The sequence below is a fragment of the Hahella sp. NS-SX17 genome, from assembly GCF_057367735.1.
In genome coordinates this window covers 6054215-6076082 of the sequence record NZ_CM170632.1, presented here as the reverse complement: position 1 = coordinate 6076082, position 21868 = coordinate 6054215, and the positions used below count along the sequence as shown (strand labels likewise).

General features: G+C 54.0%; 20 protein-coding genes. 15 read left to right on the top strand and 5 right to left on the bottom strand.

The genetic code is table 11. The annotated features are described in order from the left end of the window. Positions 1-43 precede the first annotated feature (43 nt). The 3 genes from asd to AC2IBB_RS27105 all read right to left on the bottom strand — a co-directional run bounded on the left by asd (position 44) and on the right by AC2IBB_RS27105 (position 3648). The gene (gene asd, locus AC2IBB_RS27115) at positions 44-934 is read right to left on the bottom strand and encodes an archaetidylserine decarboxylase (RefSeq protein WP_486329814.1); all 891 of its coding nucleotides are present in this window, start codon (positions 932-934) and stop codon (positions 44-46) included. Positions 935-973: 39 nt separating this feature from the next. Continuing rightward, a complete protein-coding gene (locus AC2IBB_RS27110; RefSeq protein ID WP_486329813.1) occupies positions 974-1798 on the bottom strand; it encodes a rhodanese-like domain-containing protein in 825 nt (274 codons plus the stop codon). Between the two features lie 125 nt (positions 1799-1923). Then, positions 1924-3648: an HDOD domain-containing protein gene (locus AC2IBB_RS27105; protein ID WP_486329812.1), complete on the bottom strand. Its 1725-nt coding sequence runs from the start codon at positions 3646-3648 to the stop codon at positions 1924-1926. A gap of 96 nt (positions 3649-3744) precedes the next feature. Here AC2IBB_RS27105 and motA point away from each other — a divergent pair, with 96 nt between their 5' ends. Beyond that, a complete protein-coding gene (motA, locus tag AC2IBB_RS27100) occupies positions 3745-4596 on the top strand; it encodes a flagellar motor stator protein MotA (RefSeq protein ID WP_486329811.1) in 852 nt (283 codons plus the stop codon). Positions 4597-4650: 54 nt separating this feature from the next. Beyond that, on the top strand, positions 4651-5637 hold the full coding sequence (gene motB, locus AC2IBB_RS27095; RefSeq protein WP_486329810.1) for a flagellar motor protein MotB: 987 nt from the start codon (positions 4651-4653) through the stop codon (positions 5635-5637). Positions 5638-5643: 6 nt separating this feature from the next. Here motB and rsgA read toward each other — a convergent pair whose 3' ends face one another. Beyond that, entirely contained in the window at positions 5644-6690 is a 1047-nt protein-coding gene (rsgA, locus tag AC2IBB_RS27090; protein ID WP_486329809.1) for a small ribosomal subunit biogenesis GTPase RsgA, read from the bottom strand. A 178-nt stretch (positions 6691-6868) separates the two neighbouring features. Between rsgA and orn the strand changes: the two genes are divergently transcribed. After that, positions 6869-7417, top strand: a complete 549-nt coding sequence (gene orn, locus AC2IBB_RS27085) for an oligoribonuclease (protein ID WP_486329808.1) — start codon at positions 6869-6871, stop codon at positions 7415-7417. Here orn and queG read toward each other — a convergent pair. Continuing rightward, positions 7406-8530: a tRNA epoxyqueuosine(34) reductase QueG gene (queG, locus tag AC2IBB_RS27080; RefSeq protein ID WP_486329807.1), complete on the bottom strand. Its 1125-nt coding sequence runs from the start codon at positions 8528-8530 to the stop codon at positions 7406-7408. The two genes, orn and queG, sit on opposite strands and share 12 nt — an antisense overlap. A gap of 156 nt (positions 8531-8686) precedes the next feature. On the opposite strand from queG, the gene AC2IBB_RS27075 reads away from it, so the two are divergent. The 12 genes from AC2IBB_RS27075 to AC2IBB_RS27020 all read left to right on the top strand — a co-directional run bounded on the left by AC2IBB_RS27075 (position 8687) and on the right by AC2IBB_RS27020 (position 21823). Further along, positions 8687-10177, top strand: a complete 1491-nt coding sequence (locus AC2IBB_RS27075) for an NAD(P)H-hydrate dehydratase (protein WP_486329806.1) — start codon at positions 8687-8689, stop codon at positions 10175-10177. A gap of 5 nt (positions 10178-10182) precedes the next feature. Beyond that, entirely contained in the window at positions 10183-10662 is a 480-nt protein-coding gene (gene tsaE / locus AC2IBB_RS27070) for a tRNA (adenosine(37)-N6)-threonylcarbamoyltransferase complex ATPase subunit type 1 TsaE (protein WP_486334001.1), read from the top strand. Positions 10663-10691: 29 nt separating this feature from the next. Then, positions 10692-12014 carry an N-acetylmuramoyl-L-alanine amidase gene (locus tag AC2IBB_RS27065; RefSeq protein ID WP_486329805.1) on the top strand — a complete coding sequence of 441 codons (1323 nt, stop codon included), beginning with the start codon at positions 10692-10694 and terminating at the stop codon, positions 12012-12014. A gap of 148 nt (positions 12015-12162) precedes the next feature. After that, on the top strand, positions 12163-14001 hold the full coding sequence (mutL, locus tag AC2IBB_RS27060) for a DNA mismatch repair endonuclease MutL (RefSeq protein WP_486329804.1): 1839 nt from the start codon (positions 12163-12165) through the stop codon (positions 13999-14001). Continuing rightward, the gene (miaA, locus tag AC2IBB_RS27055; RefSeq protein ID WP_486329803.1) at positions 14001-14999 is read left to right on the top strand and encodes a tRNA (adenosine(37)-N6)-dimethylallyltransferase MiaA; all 999 of its coding nucleotides are present in this window, start codon (positions 14001-14003) and stop codon (positions 14997-14999) included. The genes mutL and miaA overlap by 1 nt, the downstream gene beginning before the upstream one ends. A 132-nt stretch (positions 15000-15131) precedes the next feature. After that, a complete protein-coding gene (gene hfq / locus AC2IBB_RS27050) occupies positions 15132-15383 on the top strand; it encodes an RNA chaperone Hfq (protein WP_305903468.1) in 252 nt (83 codons plus the stop codon). Between the two features lie 17 nt (positions 15384-15400). Continuing rightward, positions 15401-16693 (top strand): ribosome rescue GTPase HflX, encoded by a 1293-nt coding sequence (hflX, locus tag AC2IBB_RS27045; protein WP_486329802.1) that lies wholly within the window; start codon positions 15401-15403, stop codon positions 16691-16693. A gap of 145 nt (positions 16694-16838) precedes the next feature. Next, entirely contained in the window at positions 16839-18008 is a 1170-nt protein-coding gene (gene hflK / locus AC2IBB_RS27040; protein WP_486329801.1) for an FtsH protease activity modulator HflK, read from the top strand. Then, on the top strand, positions 18008-18892 hold the full coding sequence (gene hflC / locus AC2IBB_RS27035) for a protease modulator HflC (protein WP_486329800.1): 885 nt from the start codon (positions 18008-18010) through the stop codon (positions 18890-18892). Before hflK ends, hflC begins: the two co-directional genes overlap by 1 nt. Before the next feature lie 163 nt (positions 18893-19055). After that, positions 19056-19244: a DUF2065 domain-containing protein gene (locus tag AC2IBB_RS27030; protein WP_486329799.1), complete on the top strand. Its 189-nt coding sequence runs from the start codon at positions 19056-19058 to the stop codon at positions 19242-19244. Between the two features lie 43 nt (positions 19245-19287). Then, on the top strand, positions 19288-20511 hold the full coding sequence (locus AC2IBB_RS27025; RefSeq protein WP_486329798.1) for an ATP phosphoribosyltransferase regulatory subunit: 1224 nt from the start codon (positions 19288-19290) through the stop codon (positions 20509-20511). A 13-nt stretch (positions 20512-20524) separates the two neighbouring features. After that, positions 20525-21823 carry an adenylosuccinate synthase gene (locus AC2IBB_RS27020; protein WP_486329797.1) on the top strand — a complete coding sequence of 433 codons (1299 nt, stop codon included), beginning with the start codon at positions 20525-20527 and terminating at the stop codon, positions 21821-21823. Positions 21824-21868 lie beyond the last annotated feature (45 nt).

Genomic DNA, 21868 nt, shown 5'->3' with positions numbered 1-21868 from the left:
CGTCGCGGCGACAGACCTGAAAGGCCTGCCGCCCTTCGTCATATTAATCCGTTTTTTGCTCGTCAACGGCCGCTACGGTCTGCAAAATTTCACCAAGATCTTCGCCCAGGCGCACTGGCGTCTCCGCTTTGAAGTCTTCGCGCCAGCGCATGGAGCCTTTCGGGAAGGTCATCACAACGGTTGAGCCCAGGCAGAAACGTCCCATTTCTTCACCGCGCTTGATCGTGACTTCGCCAGGTTTGTAGGTATAGCTGCGCACTTTTTTGCCCATTGGCGCCACTCGGCCCGCCCAGACCGTTTCCACGCTGGCGACGATCATGGCGCCGACCAGCGTCATGGACATCGGTCCCAGTGGCGTGTCAAAAATGCATACTACCCGCTCATTGCGCGCGAATAACGCGGGTACGTTCTCAGTGGTCAGCGGGTTGACCGAGTAGAGTTTGCCGGGAACATAGATCATCTCCCGCAGATCCCCGTCAATTGGCATGTGGATGCGGTGATAGTCTTTGGGGGAAAGATAAATAGTGGCGAACTCGCCGCCAATAAATGGCTGCGCTCTTTGCAGGTCGCCTCCCAAAAGCTCGACGAGGCTGAAGCTATGACCTTTGGCCTGGAAAATTTTGCCGTAGTCGATGGAGCCAGCCTGCGATACGGCGCCATCCACCGGCGTCACCAGTCGTGAGGCGTCAGGGTGGATCGGTCGCGCGCCGTCCTTTAACGCCCGGGTGAAAAAGTCGTTGAAGCAGGTGTAATCTTCCGCAGATGGAAGCAGCGCTTCCTGCATGTTTACGTTATAACGCTTGATGAACCACTTGATGAAGGTGTTCTTTATAAACGGCGTCCTGGAATCCGCCAGCTTGCCAATGGCGCGCGACAGCGCGTGCTGTGGAGTCAGATGCTGGCTCAGAATAAAAAGACGGTCAAATAAGGACATGTTGTATTCCGTGCGTAAAACCACCGCAAGCGCGGCTTGTCAGGGCTGGTCGATCGGCGTATCGGGGTGGTTGCCCCACTCGGCCCAAGACCCAGCGTAGGCGCGCATATTAAAGCCCAACGCCTTTCCGAGCAAATAAGTCAGTCCGGAGCGGTGATGGGATTGGCAGTGAGTGACGATACGTTTGTCTGCGCTGAGGCCGAGCGCTTCCAGTTCCACTTTAATTGCTGGCAGATCACGCAGGCGCAAGCCCGCGGATGGGTCCATCGCCCGGGTCCACTCGTAGTTGACTGCACCGGGAATGTGACCGTTGCGCATAGCGGTCTGGCGTAGTCCCTGATATTCCTGAGGCGAACGGGCGTCCCAGATAGCCAGTGCTGGATCGCCCAGCTCCGACTGTAGTTGATCAAGGGTTACTGTGGGCTCTGGGCGCAGTTGAATGCCGTAGTCGCCGGGAGTGATGGTCGGCTCCTCACGCGTGAGAAGTCTGCCTTCGTCATGCCAGGCCACTAGGCCGCCGTTCAAGTAGCTGTAGCGCTGAAATCCGATACTGTCGAGCAGCCAGGTCATACGGCCGGCCCAACCGCCGCCTTCATCGTCGTACACGACGACGTGGCTGTCCTTGCTTAAACCAATGTGCTGAACAATAGCTTGTAGCTGGGCTTCGTCCGGCAATAGTCCTGGCGCGGGCGGACGACCATATTGGGTCGCCCCTGGCGGAATATGAATCGCGCCCGGCAAATGCGCCGCCTGATAGTTTTCGGTGCGGCAAAGGTCAACGAGAATCAGGCCTGTCGAGCCAAGCAACGGCTCCAGCTGTTCAGGCTCTAGAATTAACGGCAGGGAGTCCAGGTTGTTCGCCATCGGAATGTTCTCTCTTGGTCGGGCGTTTGGATATTAAAGAGGCGCCGCGGCGTGGCAGGTCGCGCGGTCTTTGAAAGTCTGGGATGTTAGCAAAAGCGGCTATGAGCGCATAGCGCTTTCAGCGACTAGCTCTCCTGGTTCTTATTCTGCTGATTGCGCACGGCGAAATGGTGCAGAACATGAGATGTCGAGCTGCAGACATGCTTGAAGCATTCGTATTCGTAGTCACTGAGCGGCAGGCTATCAAGGCCTGCGTCGGCGTAAAACAAGGCGACAGGCCGGGTTTTCACGAACAGGGACATAAGGAAGAAATCGTCCATTTTGTTGAGCGCTTTGAAACTGTCAGGAATCATGGCTTTCACTTTGGGTGAGCTGCCGGGTTTGACCCAGAGGCTGGATGGTTTCTCCATCAGCTTGCTGAACAGGTGGGTTTCGGTCAGGTCCAGATCGATGCGAGGAAGGTCGGGCCGTTCTTCTGCGCCTACTGCGTAATATCCCTTGAGGCGTGTTCGTTTGGTGTTGATCAATGCGATGACGCAGGTATGCAGGCCTACGCCATATTTGACGCAGCGAGCGGCGTTGTTCATGAGAAAAGCGATGTCTTTAAACTGGTGCGGCGACTGCAGCATCATGTTGGTCAGTTCGGCGTAAAGATCTCTGTTGCCATGGCGTAGTTTCCTGGCCTCTGTTTGTGCGGTCTGGCGAGATGGGGGGGCGGATTTTTCCCTCGGCCTGGCTTGCTCGCGAACAAAAGGTTCTTCTGTGTCGTCCTCTTCTACCAGGGGAGGAGGTGGCGTCGTAACTGTCTGCGCTTTTCTGGGCTCTGGCCTGGATTCCTGCGCCGGAGGCGTGACGGGGGCTGAGTCTTTCTCTAAGCGGCCGGGTGTTTGTGGGTCCCATAATAGTGATTCCGCCAGTCGATTGCCTGAGGTTAAGGGGTGTAGGCGTGCCGACTCGATAGCGATCAAGTGCGTTTGCCTGACCACTTCACTGAAAGAGCTGCTCAGATATACCGCCAACACTTTGCATAAGCGGTTAAAGATGCTGCTGCGCCAGTCAAGCTGAGCATGAAAGGCGATGAGGTTGCTCAAGCCGATAATGAATTCCGGCTTATTTACGAATAAGCGCAGGTCGCGGTCTTCTGACAAATCGTCGGAACCGGTGCTTTTATAGTGTCTGGAGATGCGCACAAGCTGCTTCATCAAAGGAAGGTCATGCAAATAGTGTTCGTCGATGGCTGTTTGCGGCAACGCGAACGCCTCTTGGATTTTACTCCAGACCTCAATAAAGGGGGCGCCAAACACTTTTTCCTCAACAGAGCGGCGATGTGGAGAAGAGTGCTCGAGTCTTTGCGTCCAAGCTTGCATTTTCTTGGGCGTGAAGCGCCATAGGTACCAGTTTGGCGCTCCCCAGAACAGGCCGCCCCAGAAGTACTCTTCCTCTTTGCCTTTATGTTTGTGCGCTGCGATGTAGGAGGCGAGATGACCGGCAAAGAAACTGGTGGCGATGGCTTGATGATAGCGCCGTACAGGCTCTTCTTTGTCCGATTCCGGCGGCGGCGTCTCTTTTAGAATTTTTTCCAAAAACTCTACGCCCAGCAAGCTAATGGCGTGCGCCAGCGTTTTCACCAGACTTTCATCACTGCGGACCGCCACATTGGCTTTGCCCAGCACAGTCAGGGCCAGTACGGGGTCGTTTTTGATGAAATCGCTCATTCCCTGATAAGACAAGGAGGATTTGCTGAGCAGACCCAACAGAATTTTATTAGTGGCGGTGACGGGAGGCAGCGGTTTTTTAACCAACTGATCTACCCACGCCAAAGTTTGTTGGGGCGGTGCGGTATCCTGCATAAGTATTTGTGAAATCGCTGGTTTTGAACTTAACTAACAATAATAAAAGTAGTTAATAGTGGCTGCCTTGTCACTTAAGCAGAGAATGTTCCTGGTATGCTTTTAATTCTTGGAGTGATCGTCGTTCTGGCCAGTGTGTTGGGCGGATATGTGTTGTCGCATGGAGAACTGGCGGCCCTGTGGCAGCCTTTTGAATTGATTATTATCTGTGGCGCGGCTTTCGGCGCTTTTCTGATATCCAATCCACTCAAAGTCATTAAGCAGATACTGCAGTCCATTCCGAAAATGATCATGGGCTCGCCGTTCAATCGGGTGGTGTACATGGACCTGCTCAGCTTGCTTTACGACCTGTTCGATAAAGCGCGGCGCTCTGGCGTTATGGCGATAGAAGCCGATGTGGACGACCCCCTCAATAGTGAAATTTTCAATCGTTATCCCGCCATTGTGCGCATGGACAAGCTGCGTGACTTTATTACCGACTATCTGCGTATCGTCAGTACCGGCAATATGGCCCCTCATGAGTTGGAAGGCTTGATGGACCTGGAGCTGGAAACTCGGATGCAAGAGCTGGATAAGCCTGCCGATGCGGTGAACCGGGTGGCGGACGCCCTGCCTGGCTTCGGTATTGTCGCCGCGGTGCTGGGGATCGTTATCACGATGAAATCACTGGGCGGGCCGCCAGATGAATTGGGCGTACATGTCGCCGCCGCCCTGGTGGGCACCTTTTTGGGGATATTGGCGGCCTACGGATTTGTCGGTCCAATCTCTCACGCGATGCACCACTTGGCGGCGCAGGAAATAAAAGCTTATGAATGTGTAAAAGTCAGCATCCTGGCGACGATGACTGGTCTGGCCCCGCAGTTGGCTATCGAATTTGGACGCAAAGCGTTGAACTCGGATGTACGGCCGAGTTTTCAGGAACTCAATGATTACGTTCGCTCCAAATAAGACGGAATTGGCCATGGCTATGTTGCGTCATATGGAGTGTGAAGGAGGCGGGATATGATGGAGGAACGCCCGCCGATTATCGTTCGTCGCGTGCGCAAGTCGCATCATGCCCATGGCGGCGCCTGGAAAGTGGCGTTCGCGGACTTCGCCACCGCCATGATGGCGTTTTTTCTGGTGTTATGGCTGAGTGAAGCAGCCACAAAGGAGCAGAAGGACGCGATCTCCGGCTATTTTACAGATCCGATTGGTTTTGAGCAGGGCGGTAGTCCCTATGTTATTGATCTTGAAGGCAGCGTATCGGTTACAGTGATTCAGGACTCCGTCGGAAAGCCTGAGGATCAGCCGGAAGTGAAGATGCGCGAAGACACGATTCAGGATCTCGCCACGCAGCTTGAGCAGCAGAAACTGGCCAGGCTGATGCAGGAGATCATGACGCAGATCGAGAGGAACCCCAAACTGAATGCGTTTAAGGATCAGCTACTGCTGGATATCACCGATGAAGGTTTGCGTATTCAGATCGTAGACAAGCGGCAACGTCCGATGTTCGACAGCGGTCGCTCTGAACTCCGCCCTTATTTCGAAGATATCTTGTTCGAACTGGCGAAAAGCATTGCGAGAGTCAGAAATAAAATCAGCGTATCCGGGCACACTGACGCCCAGCCGTTTCTTGGCAGGGACAATTACAGCAACTGGGAGCTTTCTGCGGACAGGGCCAATGCTGCGCGTCGAGCGCTGGTGGGTGGCGGTTTGCCGGAGAGTCGAATGGCGCGAGTGGTTGGGTTGGCGTCCTCTGTATTGTTCGACGAAAAAGACCCTTATAACCCGGTCAACCGCCGTATTTCTATCCTGGTGCTGAATAAAAAGACGCAAGAGGATATCGAAGGCGCCGAACAAGCGGACAGCGCCATCTCAACGTCTGATTTGCTGGAAGAGTTGGACCGCACCCTGGATCTTCAGGGGCGTAAGCCGGAGTTTGATCCAGACAAAGATCTGCCCGTAGACGATGAGCCCGCCCCAAATACTGACGGGCTGACCTGGTAAACGCGCCTAAAGGTTCTCCTCGTGGATGTCCTGCTCCTGTAGCGACTCCCTGATACGCAGAAAACTCTCCATGCGGCTGGCGAGAATCTCGCCGCCTTCCTGGGCTGACTGCAAGGCGCATCCGGGCTCTTGAATATGCCGGCAGTTGCGAAAGCGGCAGTGTCCCAGATGAGGCCGAAATTCCACGAACCCGTCCTCCAGGGTGCGCTCATCAATATGCCACAAGCCGAACTCCCGGATGCCTGGAGAGTCAATCAAATCGCCCCCTGATGGCAGATGAAACAGTTTGGCTGTGGTAGTGGTGTGCGTGCCTTTGCGAACAGTTTCCGACAGGTCGCCAACTTTGACGTCTTCGTCTGGCAACAGCATTTTTATTAAAGAGGACTTCCCAACGCCTGATTGACCGACAAAGATGCTGGTTTTGTGCGCCAGATGCTGCTTGAGGTCGTCGAGGCCGGACTGGGTGTTGGTGGAAGCGTCAATCCATTCGTAGCCCAGCTGCTGGTATTGGTCCTTGAACTGTTGCAGCGTATCGCGGTTGGCGTCATTGATCAGGTCTTGCTTGTTAAGAATGATCAGGGGAGGAATGCCTACGGCTTCAGACGCCACCAGATAGCGATCAACCAGATTATGATGTGGCTCGGGCTCGGCGGCGATAACGATCAGAATCTGGTCGATGTTGGCGGCGATGGGCTTCAGCTGGCCGAACTTGTCCGGGCGCTTTAAGGCCGACTCGCGAGGCTGCCGGGCTACAATGACGCCGGAATTATCTGGCCCTGCGCGCCAGATCACTTGGTCGCCAGTGACCAGAGAATCAATATTGGCGCGGACGTAGCAGCGAAATATCTGCCCTGCGTGGGGCGGCTCCAAAGCTTCTACCGCAAGCTGCTGGCCGTAATGCGCAATGATCAGTCCCGCTTGTTCCGCCGACAGTTCTCCTCCACTCAGTTGGCTTTCCAGTTGTGTTTCCTTACGCGTCGCACGCTTGGTGCGCTCGTCCTGGATTTTCTGGATGCGCCACTTTTGCTGTTTGCTGAGTTTTCGCTTCGCCATAATCGGGGGGCTTAACTATCCTATGAACTACACTAGTTTAATATACAGCCTGACGGCCTTGGGTATGCATGTTGCTGGCGACGTAAGGCTTACAAACAGTCATGGATGCCGCTACACTGCCTGATTTTTCTGATGTCGCCGTTTGACGCCGGTGCTACTGTAAAACGATGGAGAAGTTATGTCACGTCGCGATAACCTGATTTGGATCGACTTGGAGATGACCGGACTGGATCCGGACTCCGACCGAATTATTGAAATGGCGGTGGTCGTCACCACCAGTAATCTGGATTTGGTCGCCGAAGGTCCGGTTATCGCAGTTCATCAGCCTGACAGCGTATTGGCGCTGATGGACGACTGGAATCGCAGCACGCATGGGGCCAGTGGCCTGACGGAGCGGGTCAAGTCCAGCACGATTGGAGAAGCTGACGCGGAAAAACAGATGCTGGATTTCCTGGCGCAACATGTGGATGCGGGATGTTCTCCGATGTGTGGTAACTCTATTGGTCAGGACCGCCGTTTTCTCGCACGTTATATGAAAGATCTGGAGAAGTTCTTCCATTATCGCAATCTGGATGTCAGTACGCTGAAAGAGCTCGCGCGTCGCTGGAGGCCGGAAGTGGCGGCAGGAATCAAGAAGAAGGGCTCGCATCAGGCGCTGGAGGATATCAGAGAGTCAGTAGAAGAGCTGCGATACTATCGCGATCACTTCCTGCGCTTAACGGACTGAGGCTTTATCCATTTCCCGCCGCTCCGTTGCTTCCGCGAGCGGCTCGCCATGCCGCGCCAGCGCCCAGCGCACATGCTCCTGTACGATGGAGGAAGGGTGCGATAACTTGTCCTTCAGGGCGGCGATAATCGCTGGCGACTTCGGCGCGTTGCCCAACGCCACTGCGATATTGCGCAACCAGCTCTCATGTCCTGTACGGCGTATCGCCGACCCTTCGGTATTGCTGAGAAACTGCTCTTCCGTCCACTCAAATAGCTCAAGTAGCTCCGCACTGTCGAGACGATGGCGGGGCGAGAAGTCTTTTTCGCCGGTAAGCCGGGAAAACTTGTTCCAGGGGCAAACCATTTGACAGTCGTCGCAGCCGAAGATGCGATTTCCCATCAGCGGACGAAGGTCTTCGGGGATATCGCCTTTCAGCTCTATCGTTAAATAGGAAATGCAGCGGCGGGCGTCCAGAACATGGGGCGCAACGAACGCTTTGGTGGGGCATAAATCCAGGCAGGCGCTGCAGCTTCCGCAGTGGTTTTTGGGGTAAGGCTCGTCTACGGGGAGGGGCAGGTCTGTAAACAGTTCACCGAGAAAGAAATAAGAGCCCGCCTTGGGGTTGATCAGCATGGTGTTTTTGCCAATCCATCCCAGTCCTGCCTTCTGCGCCAACGCTCGCTCCAGAACTGGCGCACTGTCGACAAAAACCCGGTGGGAGGAACCCGCTATTTCCTCTTGAATACGCTTGCCTAACTGGGCGAGCCGCTTGCGCATGAGCTTGTGATAGTCTCTGCCTACGGCGTAGCGGGAGACATAGGCGGATTTGTCTTGCTCCAGACGGGCTTGCGCCTCGCCTTTCTTTTCTGGCCAGTAGTCCATGCGTACACTAATGACGCGCAGCGTGCCGGGCAGCAGCTCGGCGGGACGGCTGCGTTTGTTTCCATGGTCGGCCATGTAACCCATGGAGCCATGATAGCCTTTGTTCAGCCAGTCCTTGAGCGCCTCTTCGTGGCGGCCCAGGTCGACATCGGTGACTCCGCACTGCTGAAAACCGAGCTCTTGCGCCCATTGCCTGATGTCGTCCGCCAGCTGGTTTAGTTGAGATTGGCTGTATGTTTCGTTCGTCATAAATTACCGCTTTAATCCAGGCGGCTATTGTGACACATCGGCGCATGGTTGTTTACGAAATGGTCTTTTTCGAGTATTTTGCTAAAATTTACATACGTATAGCGCTATTAATTGAAGTGGATTCTTGAAATGTCACCTGTGCGGGTCTCCCATCCTATGCCTAAGGACCTATACACAGCGGCGCAAGTGCGTCAGCTCGACGCATTGGCCATACAGTCCATGGCGGCTGAAAACGGCTATGAATTGATGCAACGGGCGGGACGTTCGGCGTTCCGCGCGCTGATGCGTCGCTGGCCTGAAGCGACGGGAGTGTCCCTGTTCTGTGGCGGCGGCAATAACGGCGGCGATGGCTACGTGGTGGCGGAATTGGCTCGTCGTCATAACCTGCGCGTCGAAGTATTCGCGTTGAGCGACCCCCAAAAGTTACGAGGCGAGGCGGCGCAGGCCTTTGCGAGTTGCTGCGCCGCTGGCGTCGACGTTACTTCATGGGCGCCTGACTGCTCTATAAGCGGCGATGTGATTGTGGACGCTATGCTGGGGACCGGCCTATCCAGTGAAGTGCGCGATGACTACGCCGCGGCGATTCACGCCGTCAATGACGCTTGCAAACCTGTCATCGCCTTGGATATACCCTCCGGCTTATGCGCGGACACTGGCATGCCCCAGGGCTCCGCTGTAAGCGCGGCTATGACGGTGACCTTTATTGGTATGAAACGGGGACTCCTGACGGGAGTGGCGCCGGACTACACCGGTGAGCTTGTGTTTGACGATTTGGAAGTTCCCGCTGACATTTATCGTAAACTTCCGGCGTCCTGCCGGCGTTCTGATTTTTTACAGGCTGGCGCATTGACGCCCATTCGCAAGTCATCATCGCACAAAGGTATGTTCGGCCGCGTTCTGGTGGTTGGCGGTGATACTGGTTTTGGCGGTGCGGCGATTATGGCGGCGGAAGCTGCATATCGGGCTGGTTGTGGCCTGGTATCCTGCGCAACCCGCGCCGAGCATGTCAGCGCAGGGCTTTCTAGAGTTCCTGAGGTCATGTTTCGGGGAATCACCAGTCGGGGAGAGCTGCTGGCAATGCTGGAATCTGCGGATGTGGTGGCGCTTGGGCCTGGGTTGGGCAAGGAGCCATGGGGGCAGATGTGTCTGCAAACATGCCTGGACGCTAATAAACCGATGGTCGTCGATGCTGACGCTTTGAATATGATCGCCGCTCGTAAGCATACGCTACCCCCCCAATCTTTAATGACGCCGCATCCTGGAGAAGCGGCGCGACTATTGGAGTGCTCGATAACGGATGTAATGAGAGATCGCTTTGCTGCTGCAAGAGAATTGGCGCGAGTCTATAATTGCTGCGTTTTATTGAAAGGCGTCGGAACGGTGCTGGCTGGGCCGGCTCACGAAGAGCAGGTCCTTGTGCAGGCGGGCAACCCGGGAATGGCCTGTGGCGGCATGGGGGATGTGCTGACCGGGCTGGCGGCGGGGTTGTTGGCGCAGGGCATGACTCCGCTGGCCGCGGCTGAACTAGCGGCGGCCTGGCACGGCGCGGCGGCGGACTGTGCGACGGAAAATGTGGCGCAGGCTTCCCTGATGGCGGGAGATCTACTAAAGCAGTTAGGGCCGGTAATGCGCGAGGCGGCAATATGACGCAGATGCTTGCATCCAGACAGGTAGTGGCTCCAGATGAGGAGGCCATGGCGATATTGGGCGATGAGCTATCGCAGTGCTTTGATGCGCCTGGGGTAATCTATCTGCAAGGGCAGCTCGGAGCGGGGAAAACCACATTGACCCGTGCGATGATGCGAGGGATGGGGTATTCAGGTTTGGTTAAGAGTCCCACCTATACGCTGGTCGAACCTTATCAATTGGAAGATAGGCTGGTTTTCCATTTTGACCTGTACCGGTTGGCGGACCCTGAGGAGCTGGAGTTTCTCGGTATCCGCGATTATTTCCATGAAAATTCGATTTGTTTGGTGGAGTGGCCTGATAAAGGCGCTCCATTGTTGCCGGAGCCTGACCTCACGGTGGATATCCAGGTGCTGATGAAAGGCCGCAGAATCAAGCTGCTGGCGCACACCACGCGAGGCTGTCAATGGCTGGAGTCTTACGACGTAAAGCAGTCCCGGGAGTAAAGACTATACTGGGCAATGAGGTTTACAAGATGACAGTAGCGCTCAGACTGATGTTACTCAGTGTGATACTGATTTCTTCCGCTGCGGGAGCGGCCACGGTCAGCAATGTCCGCGTCTGGCCGGCGCCGGACCATACTCGTCTGGTGTTTGACATGAGTGGTCCGGTGGATCACAAAGTGTTTGCTTTGGCCAGGCCGGACCGGTTGGTGATTGATATTTCACAGGCTTCTCTGGAGGCCGATTTTTCCTCTGTCAGCTATTCAGGTACGCCGATTCAGCGTATCCGCAGCGCCCGTCGCGGCTCCAAGGATCTGCGCGTGGTCTTGGACCTGAAAGAGGGCGTTAATCCAAAGAGTTTCTCGTTGCAGCCAAATGAGCAATACGGTCACCGTCTGGTTATTGATTTGTATGGCGCAGGCGGCGCCCAGCAGGTTAAAAAGCAGGCTGACGATCATACGCAGAAGCGCGATATCGTTGTAGTGATCGACGCTGGGCATGGCGGCGAGGACCCCGGCGCCATTGGGCCTAAGGGCGTTCGGGAAAAGGATGTGGTGCTGGCTATATCTCGTGAGTTGCAGGCGTTGCTTGATCAGGAACGGGGATTTTCCAGCCGTTTGACGCGTAAGGGCGATTACTTTGTCCCTTTGCGCAACCGCACTGCGTTGGCGCGTGAGTATAACGCGGATTTGCTGGTGTCTGTGCATGCGGATGCGTTTAAGAGTCCGGAGGCTAACGGCGCTTCTGTCTTTGCGCTTTCTAAGCGCGGCGCTACTAGTGAAACTGCGCGATGGCTGGCGGAAAAGGAAAATACGTCTGATTTAATCGGCGGTGTTGGCGGCGTTAGCTTGGAAGATAAGGATCAGGTATTGGCGGGAGTGCTGCTGGACTTATCCATGACGGCGAGCCTGAAGGCGAGTTTGACTGTGGGGGATAGCGTTCTCCAATCTGTCGGCGGCGTCTCTCGTTTGCATAAGAAAAGAGTCGAGCAGGCGGGGTTTGTGGTTCTGAAATCACCAGATATTCCCTCCATACTGGTGGAAACCGGGTTTATTTCCAATCCATCAGAGGCTCAGAGGCTCAAAACCAGTAAATACCAGAAGAAAATCGCAAAGGCGATATATGGCGGTTTGCAAAAGTACTTTGTCGATGCGCCGCCGCCGGGCACTCTTATGGCGTATCGTAAGCAGTCCGGGCAGGGCAAGCTGGGACAGACTTATGTAATAGAGAAAGGCGATACGCTTAGCAGCATTGCGCAAAGAAACAACATCAGCCTGAATGATCTAATGAGCCATAACGGGCTTACCACGGAGTCGCTGAGGATTGGTCAGGTTTTAATGATACCCGCCACCTGAAGACTTGCTATCCAGGCCGGCGCTCTTTGCGCCGGTTCTGTTGCCCGCACACTTCTGTTACCATCTGCGCAATTTCTCACTTTCGCTGTTGTTGACGCAGCTCAGCGGCAGCGGCGACCCGCATCCTGATAAATTGCCGAATTACCCGATGTCGAAAATTCATTTACTCACACCCCGCTTAGCTAACCAGATTGCTGCCGGTGAGGTCGTAGAACGACCATCCTCTGTGGTGAAGGAGTTGGTGGAAAACGCTCTGGACGCCGGCGCTCGAAAAATTGAAATCGACATTGAGAGTGGCGGGATCAAACTGATTCGTATCCGGGATGATGGCGGCGGCATTGACCGCGAAGACCTGCCTTTGGCGTTGTCCCGTCACGCTACCAGCAAGATCGAGACGCTGGAGGATCTGGAGGCGGTAGCCACTCTGGGGTTTCGAGGTGAGGCGCTGGCCAGTATCTGCTCGGTGTCCCGGTTGACTCTGACTTCGCGGCCGCATAATCAGGCGGAGGCGTGGAAGGTTGAGGTGGAGGGGCGCGACATGAAGCCGGATATTTCGCCGGCGGCCCACACCCCGGGCACTACAGTTGAGGTGCGAGACCTGTTTTACAATACGCCGGCTCGACGTAAGTTTATGCGTACCGAAAAAACCGAGTTTGGCCATATCGAGGAAATTATCAAACGGCAGGCGCTGGGCCGCTTGAGCATAGCGTTTACGCTGCGCCATAACCAAAAAGTTGTGCACCAGCTCCGCCCGGCCGCCTCGGAAGAGGATCATATCCGCCGAATTGGGCAGCTTTGCAGCTCAAACTTTATTGAGAGCGCCATTCCTATTAATGTTTCCGCATCAGGCTTATCACTGACCGGCTGGGTGGCTAAGCCCACGTTCTCCCGCAGTCAGGCGGACTTACAGTATTTCTTCGTCAACGGAAGGGTGATTCGCGACAAGCTGGTGGCTCACGCGGTGCGTCAAGCCTATCAGGATGTGCTTTATCATGGGCGACATCCCGCCTTTGTTCTGTATTTGGAGCTCGATCCCGCCACAGTCGACGTGAATGTCCATCCCACCAAGCATGAAGTGCGTTTTCGAGAAGGGCGCATGGTGCATGACTTCCTGTTTCGCAGCTTGCACAGGGCTTTGGCTGAGGTGAAGCCTCAGGTGGCCACTGTAGAACCATTGACGGTGACTGAACCTGAGCGACCGGTAATGCAATGGCCTACGCAGGATGCGTTACCACTAAGACAGCAGCCCGCAGCTGGCGGATTCTCTGTGACTGGAGTTCCGTCAACCGGCGCGGTTAGGGAGCAGATCTCCGCCTACGGGCAACTGCACGATAACTCAGGGCTTGGCGATATGTTTGGTCCTGCGTCTGATCGAGCTACTCCTGTTGCAGATGAGGCGACAGAAGCTCCGCTGGGTTATGCGATTGCGCAGTTGCACGGGGTGTTTGTCTTAGCGCAGAACGCACAAGGCATGATACTGGTCGATATGCATGCCGCACATGAGCGTATTGTTTATGAGCGTATGAAACGCTCGCTGCACAATAGTGGCGTGACCACACAACCCATGTTGGTGCCGATGAACCTTGCTGTCAGTCGCCGGGAGTCACTGGCGGTAGAAGAAAATGCGGAGACGTTGCGCCAATTGGGGTTGGAAATCACAGTTGCAGGGGCAGAGTCTATAATTGTTCGGCAAGTCCCGGCGTTATTAAGAAACGCGAATGTCGAAGCTTTGGTGAGGGATGTGATTGCGGAGCTGGCGGAACATGGCTCCACCCGCAAAGTGGAGGAAACGATGAATGAGCTACTGGGGACTATGGCTTGTCATGGCGCTGTAAGGGCTAATCGCCAGCTGACTATCGCTGAAATGAATGCATTGCTGCGAGACATGGAGGAAACTGAGCGCAGTGGGCAGTGCAACCACGGCCGACCAACATGGGTGCAGTTGACAATGTCTGAGCTGGATAAACTGTTTCTGCGGGGGCGATAGTGTCTGATAAAAAGGCGGCTCCGCCAGCAATACTCTTAATGGGGCCGACGGCGTCCGGTAAGACCGATCTTGCTATGGCGTTGAGCGAGCGATTACCCTGTGATCTGATCAGTGTCGACTCCGTCATGGTGTACCGCGGCATGGACATTGGCTCCGCCAAGCCAGATCCTGAAACTCTGGCGCGCTACCCTCATCATTTGATTGATATCCGCGATCCGGCTGAACCCTATTCCGCTGCGGAATTTCGCGCCGACGCCCTGCGTCTTATGGAGCAAAGCGTTAATGCGGGACGTATTCCCCTGCTGGTAGGCGGGACTATTATGTACTATAAAGCTTTGTGCCAGGGATTGGGCGATATGCCCAGCGCAGACGAGACTGTGCGCAGTCGGATTCTGGAAGAAGCGGAGCAGCTTGGTTGGCCTGCGTTGCATGAACAGCTGCGACAGGTTGATCCGGTGGCGGCGGCTAAAATCCATCCAAACAACCGGCAGCGTATTCAGCGCGCACTGGAAGTGTATCGTCTGACAGGGAAACCGCTCTCGCTTTATTGGGCGGCGGATGGCGTAAATCCAGAAAATGAGCTTAATTGGGACAGTGTGAATGGCGCAGCTTTGCCTTACAATGTGCTGAGTTTGGCCTTGGCTCCTGTTAAGCGCGAAGATTTGCATGCCCGTATCGCTAAGCGCTTTCAGGTTATGTTAGAGCAGGGGCTGCTAGGTGAGGTTGAGCGGTTGCGTCAACGAGGCGATCTTAGTGTGGATCTGCCCTCAATCAGGGCGGTAGGGTATCGTCAGGTGTGGTCTTATCTCGAAGGCGAGTATGGCTGGGAAGAGATGGTGGAAAAAGCGAGCGCTGCGACACGCCAGTTGGCGAAAAGGCAGATGACTTGGTTGCGCTCCTGGCCCGAGATAAATTGGTTGTCTGCAGATGATACACAATTAGTCGAAGCCGCTATGCGACTGATTTCACAACGGTTACAATCGTGTAATCCACTATAGGTCAGATCGTACGTTGGCGCTATACTATTTCTTAGTGCTGTCCAAAGGCTGGCAAACCGTCCCTGGTGATAATACATACACGAGTTAGTAATTTAATCACCGATAATTAGAACTAAAAGTAGGAGAATTCCAATGTCAAAAGGGCAATCTTTACAAGACCCTTATTTAAATGCGCTACGGAAGGAACGCATCCCTGTATCCATCTTCCTGGTAAACGGCATCAAACTGCAGGGGCAAATTGAATCGTTCGATCAGTTTGTTATTCTGCTGAAAAACACCGTCAGCCAAATGGTTTACAAACACGCTATCTCCACAGTTGTCCCCGCGCGGAACGTGCGCATCGCCGCACCGGGCGAAGGGGAAAACGAAGCGTCTAATGCTTAATGCGGAGCAGCGCCTGATTGTTTGAGCGTCCTAAAGCAGGTGAGCGGGCTGTACTTGTTCACCTGGATATGCTGGAAGAAAAAGATCGAGAAGACCCACGCGAGCTTACGGAATTAGCTTTATCGGCCGGCGCGGAGCCTGTTGCGTTGGTCACCGGAACGCGTAATCAGCCCAGTCCACGTTATTTTGTCGGTAGCGGTAAGCTAGAGGAAGTCAGGGCTGCGGTAATTGAGCATGAAGCGGAAGTCGTTCTGTTCAATCATTCTCTTAGTCCCAGTCAAGAACGAAACTTGGAAAAGGATCTGCAAGTACGGGTTCTGGACAGAACTGGCCTGATTCTCGATATATTCGCCCAGCGAGCGCGAACTCATGAAGGTAAGCTTCAGGTGGAGCTGGCCCAGCTTGAGCACTTGTCTACCAGGCTGGTGCGGGGTTGGACCCACCTTGAGCGCCAAAAAGGCGGAATCGGCCTGCGCGGGCCCGGTGAAACCCAGCTTGAAACAGATAGGCGGCTCATTCGCGGCCGCATCAAGTCTATTCACAAACGTCTGGAGAAGGTTCGCAAGCAGCGTGAACAAGGTCGGCGCGCGCGTCGCCGCGCGGAAATGCCGACTATCTCTCTCGTTGGTTACACCAACGCTGGTAAGTCTACTCTATTTAATCGAATCTCTCTGTCCGACGTGTATGCTGCGGACCAGTTGTTCGCTACCCTGGACCCTACGCTTAGGCGCATAAATCTAGAGAACTATGGCTCCGTGGTGCTGGCTGACACTGTTGGATTTATTCGGCACCTTCCCCATAAGCTTGTCGATGCTTTTCGTGCGACACTGGAAGAAACATGCAACGCTTCGCTGTTGCTCCATGTTGTCGACGCTAGCGATCCAAAGCGTAGAGAGAACATCGAGCAAGTTGAGGATGTTCTTAAGGAGATTGGCGCCGACGACATTCCTTCCTTGTTTGTCTTTAATAAAGTAGATCGGCTTGAGGCAGCGGAGCCGCGTCTGGAAGTGAATGAAAATGGCGAGCCAACGCGAGTTTGGCTTTCTGCGGTCACCGGAGAAGGACTGGGCTTGTTGGAGCAGGCTATTGGAAAGCTGCTGGGCGCGGATATGATTGATGAGATGCTTTGCATTCCGCCTGCGCTAGGGCGTTTACGCGCCAAGCTTTATGAGAGAGAGGCCGTATTGTCGGAAGAGGTAAGGGAGGACGGCTCCTTTAGCGTGCGAATAAAGATGCCGAAGACTGACTGGCTGCAAATAGCGCATAAGGAAGGCGTGAGTCTTGAGCAGCTTGCAGGGCATGTCTGCTAAGCTCAGAAGTTGTGTGTATCGGCTGTCTGAGTTCTCTGCGTCGTATGTTGGCGTTATCTAAATGCACTTCAGAACCTTGCCGATTGAGACATAGATAAATAGTATTACGCGCAAGCTTTAAATCTTCACAACGAAGGGGAATAAAATGGCTTGGAATGAACCAGGCGGAAATAATAATCAGGACCCATGGGGCTCAGGCCGTCGTGGCAATAAGAACGACGGACCGCCAGATCTGGATGAGGTAATTCGTAAAGGCTTGGAAAAAGTCGGTGGATTGTTTGGCGGCAAGCCGTCCCGGGGCGGTTCGTCTGGAGGTGGCGGAGGGGTCTCTGGTGGCGTGGCGGCGATCGTCATCGTTGTGCTGGTGCTGCTGGCTCTATCAAGCTCTGTATTCCGGGTGGATGAAAAAGAAAACGCAATTGTTTTGCGCTTTGGTAAGTATTTGGATACGCGCCAGCCTGGTCTGCAATTTAAAATCCCCCTGATCGACCAAGTTTTCATTGAAGAAGTCACCTCGGTTCGTAATCAGAAGAAAAAAGGTCACATGCTGACGGAAGATGAGAATATCGTGGATATTGATCTGACCGTTCAGTACGTCATTGGCGACTTGCGAAAGTATACGCTGGTGATGCGCGATCCTGTTACGACTCTGGACTTTGCCATAGACAGTGCTTTGCGTCATGAGGTTGGTTCTGAATCTATGGATAAGGTGCTGACTGAAGGGCGCGCGATTCTGGCTATCAACGTGCAGGATCGCTTACAGCGTTATCTTGATTTCTACGGCTCTGGTATAGAGGTGAAGAAAGTCAACATCAATGCTGCGCAACCTCCTGCGGCGGTTAAGTCTGCATTTGAAGAGGTGCAGCGCGCCAAAGAGGATGAGCAGAAGGTCATTAACCGTGCGCAAGCCTATAAAAATCAGGTTGTCCCTGAGGCGAGAGGTAAGGCGCAAAGGGTAATCGAGGAAGCCAAGGCATATCGGGATCAGGTCATCGCGCAAGCCGAAGGTGAAACTCAACGCTTCCTGAAAGTGCTTGATATCTACGAGAGTGCGCCAGGGGTGACCCGCGAGCGTTTGTATATCGACACGATGGAGAAAGTTCTGTCCGGCAGCAGTAAAGTACTGGTGGATCAAGGACAGGGGAACAATATTATGTACCTTCCCTTGGATAAGATGCTAAATCGCACCGATGCGGCTCCCGCAGCGGGCGCTATTATTCCGCGTAATGTGGATACGGGCTCCAGCGGCACATCCCGGGCTGTGGAGGATTTCCGTTCCCGTAATGAAGTTCTGAGCAGAAGCAGGGGGCAGTAATGACTACAAGATTTGCAATTTCTCTAGGCGCTATCTTGCTGTCCGTCATTGTTGTCATGCAGGGCGTATACATCGTTCCTGAGACTCATAGAGCAGTGTTGCTGCGCTTTGGCGGAATGGTTGAGTCTGATATTGGAGCCGGGCTGCACTTTAAAATTCCATTTGTGGATGTGGCTCGTAAGTTTGATATCCGTGTTCTGGTGATGGATTTACCAACCAAGAGCTATTTGACTGGTGAGCAGAAGCCGCTTGACGTGGACTCATACGCAACGTGGCGTATTGTGAATGTGGGGCAGTTCTATCGCTCAACAGCAGGCGATGAAAATAATGCCGTACGCTTGCTTGAGTCTCGTATCGATAACGGTCTGCGTGACCAGTTCGGTCGCCGCACCATGCATGAGGTGGTGGCTGGCGAGCGGGAAGAGCTGATGGAGGAATTGACCAAAAGCCTGGATCAGATTGCTCGCGCAGAATTTGGTATTGAGATTAACGACATTCGTGTTCGCGCCATAGAATTGCCAACTCGCGTCAGTGACTCTGTTTACGAAAGAATGGAGTCTGAGCGTTTGAAAATTGCTCAGCAGCATCGCTCACAAGGTGAAGAGCAGGCGGAAGCCGTGCGTGCTGCTGCAGATGCGGAAAGAACGGTAATTGACGCCAATGCGTACAAAGAGGCGGAACAGCTTCGAGGTGAGGGCGACTCAGTTGCTTCAAGAATCTACGCTGACGCATTCAGTAAAAATCCAGAGTTCTATTCTTTCTATCGGAGTATGGGCGCCTACGAGCAAACTTTCTCCAGTAAGGGGGACTTGCTGATTCTGCAACCAGACAGCGAATTTCTCCGCTTCCTGAAACAGCCGCGAGGCGCTACCCAGGGTAATTAACCCAGCCTGAAAAAGCATTGGGAAGCCGCCGAAATAGTGGTAATATTCTGCAACCGGGAACTATCCCGGTTTTTTTGTGATTAAATACCGGCAACTGTATATTTTTTGTGTGGCTTTGTTCCGTGCAACAAGGAGGAGCAAAGCAAGGTAACTGGTGGTCCCTATGTGGCGGGAGCTGGGAATTGCGCTGTGTCTGATGTTGGTATTAGAGGGCGTTGTTCCATTTCTGTATCCAGGGCGCTGGCGAAATATGGCGGCTAGATTGGCGCAGGCTGACGATAAAACTATACGCATGGCTGCTTTTGTAAGCATGTTGGTGGGAATCGCCCTGCTGTCCCTAATTAACCTCTGAGTCCTTGCCCGCATAAAAAGTTGCGCACCTAAAGGTGAAATGAATGTTTGGCGATAAGCAGTCAATGTCCGAATCTGATTTATGGCTTCTCCCTGACGGCGTGGAAGAGTTATTGCCGCCAGAAGCCAAACGTATTGAGGAACTGAGACGACAGTTGCTGGACCTGTATCATTCCTGGGGGTACGAGATGATTGTGCCTCCCTTGTTGGAATTTCTTGACTCTCTGCTTATTGGCGTCGGACGCGATTTGGAGCTGGAGATGTTCAAAGTGACGGATCAGCTTACTGGACGACTGATGGGCATCAGGGCGGATATGACGCCTCAAGTGGCTCGTATTGATTCGCGCCGATCTCACGAGGTGGCCAGTCGGTTCTGCTACATCGGCAGTGTTCTGCGCACCAAATCCCCCAGTATGTTTTCCTCACGCACTCCTATTCAGACGGGGTGCGAGCTGTATGGCGTGGTGGGCTCCGCCGCTGACATTGAGATTATTTCTCTGATGCTGGAAACGCTTAATCTGGCTAAGATCAGTCCGCTGCACATGGATCTGGCCCATGTTGGGGTTTATCAGGCGATACTGGCGGAAGCGAAACTGTCCAAAATTCAGTCTGACGAGCTGTTTGAGGCGTTGAGAAGAAAGGCGATTCCAGAGGTCGACGAGATAGCCGCAACCATACCAGACAACGCGATTCGCCAAAAGGTAATGGCTTTGCCGAGGCTGGCGGGCGGCAAAGAAAAAATGAAAGAAGCACGCAGAATTTTTGCGGGCAACCCAGATATTGAGTACGCGCTGGACGAAATGAGCCAGGTGGCTGCAGTGATTGGCGAACGCTACCCAGAAGTGGAGATCTATTTCGACTTCTGCGAAATGCGCGGCTACAAATATTACACTGGTCTGGTGTTCGCTGCATATACCGAGGGCCTGGGACAGGCGGTGGCGAAAGGCGGGCGCTATGACGAAGTAGGGCGCGATTTTGGACGGGGACGCCCTGCGATGGGTTTCAGCGTGGATTTGAAAGCTTTATACCGCATGGGCAAGCGCGAGTGGGCGCAGCCGGCGGGCGCTATTTTGGCTCCAAACGGTCAGGACGCAGAGTTATGGGAGCTAATCAGGCAGTTGCGGCGGAGCGACAGAGTTATACAACTGATGCCCGGTGAGGAAGCTGGCCACTGGGCTTCCCACTGCGATCGCCAAGTCGTACGGGACGAGTCGGGGCAATGGATCGTAACGCCCTTAACCGAATTCAATCCTAATCAAGTTAAATAGAGATTTAATCATCATGGGCAAAAATGTGGTCATTCTCGGCACTCAATGGGGTGACGAGGGCAAAGGTAAGATTGTGGACCTGCTTACGGAAGAAGTTGCTGCGGTAGCCCGTTTCCAAGGCGGACACAATGCCGGGCACACGTTGGTGATAGACGGCCAGAAAACCGTTCTACACCTGATTCCTTCAGGGATTTTGCGCAGCAATGTCGCCTGCCTTATTGGTAATGGCGTAGTGTTGGCTCCAGATGCGTTGCTGTCGGAAATCAAGACCCTTGAAGACAAAGGCGTTCCTGTGCGTCAACGTTTATACCTGAGCCCGGCTTGTCCTCTGATTCTGCCTTACCACAAGGCCTTGGATCTGGCGCGGGAAGAGCGACTAGGGGCGGCTAAAATTGGTACGACGGGCCGTGGAATTGGTCCCGCTTATGAGGATAAAGTGGCGCGTCGTGGTGTGCGTCTTGGCGATTTGGCGAAGCCTGAGCGTTTCGCTGAAAAGCTGAAGGAGATCATGCAGTATCAGAATTTTGTTCTTGAGCACTACTATAATGTCGCTCCGGTCGACTATCAGAAGACGCTCGACGAAACTCTGAAAATGGCGGAAGAGTTACTGCCGATGATGGCGGACGTCACTGACATGTTGCATGAGTTCAGAAAGCGCGGCGAGAATGTTCTTTTTGAAGGCGCTCAGGGCTCATTACTGGATATCGATCTGGGTACCTATCCCTTCGTTACCTCCTCGAATACAACCGCTGGCGGCACTGCAACCGGCAGTGGTTTTGGTCCGATGTACCTGGACTATGTGTTGGGAATCACTAAAGCCTATGCAACGCGCGTTGGCTCCGGCCCATTCCCAACGGAATTGTTTGATGACGTTGGAGCTTATTTGGCGAAGAAAGGAAATGAGTTTGGCGCCACCACAGGTCGTCCACGTCGTTGCGGGTGGTTTGATGCGGTAGCTTTGCGTCATGCTATTCAAATCAACAGCGTTTCAGGAATCTGCTTAACCAAGTTAGATGTCCTGGATGGTCTGGATGTCGTGAAAGTCTGCGTGGGTTATCGTACCGCTGATGGTGCTGAGATTACGCGTCCGCCGATTGATTGCGAGGCGTTTGGTGAGGTGGAGCCGGTTTATGAGGAACTGCCAGGCTGGAAGGAAAGCACTTTCGGCGTCAAGCGAGTAGAAGATCTTCCAAAAAATGCGCGTGATTACATCACTTTCCTTGAGAAACAGATCGAAGCGCCGATCGATGTTATCTCTACTGGTCCGGATCGCAACGAGACGATTACTCTGAGACACCCATTCTCAGCATAAGATAGGGGGCTATATAGCCCCTTGCTTATGATGAAAAAAACGCCC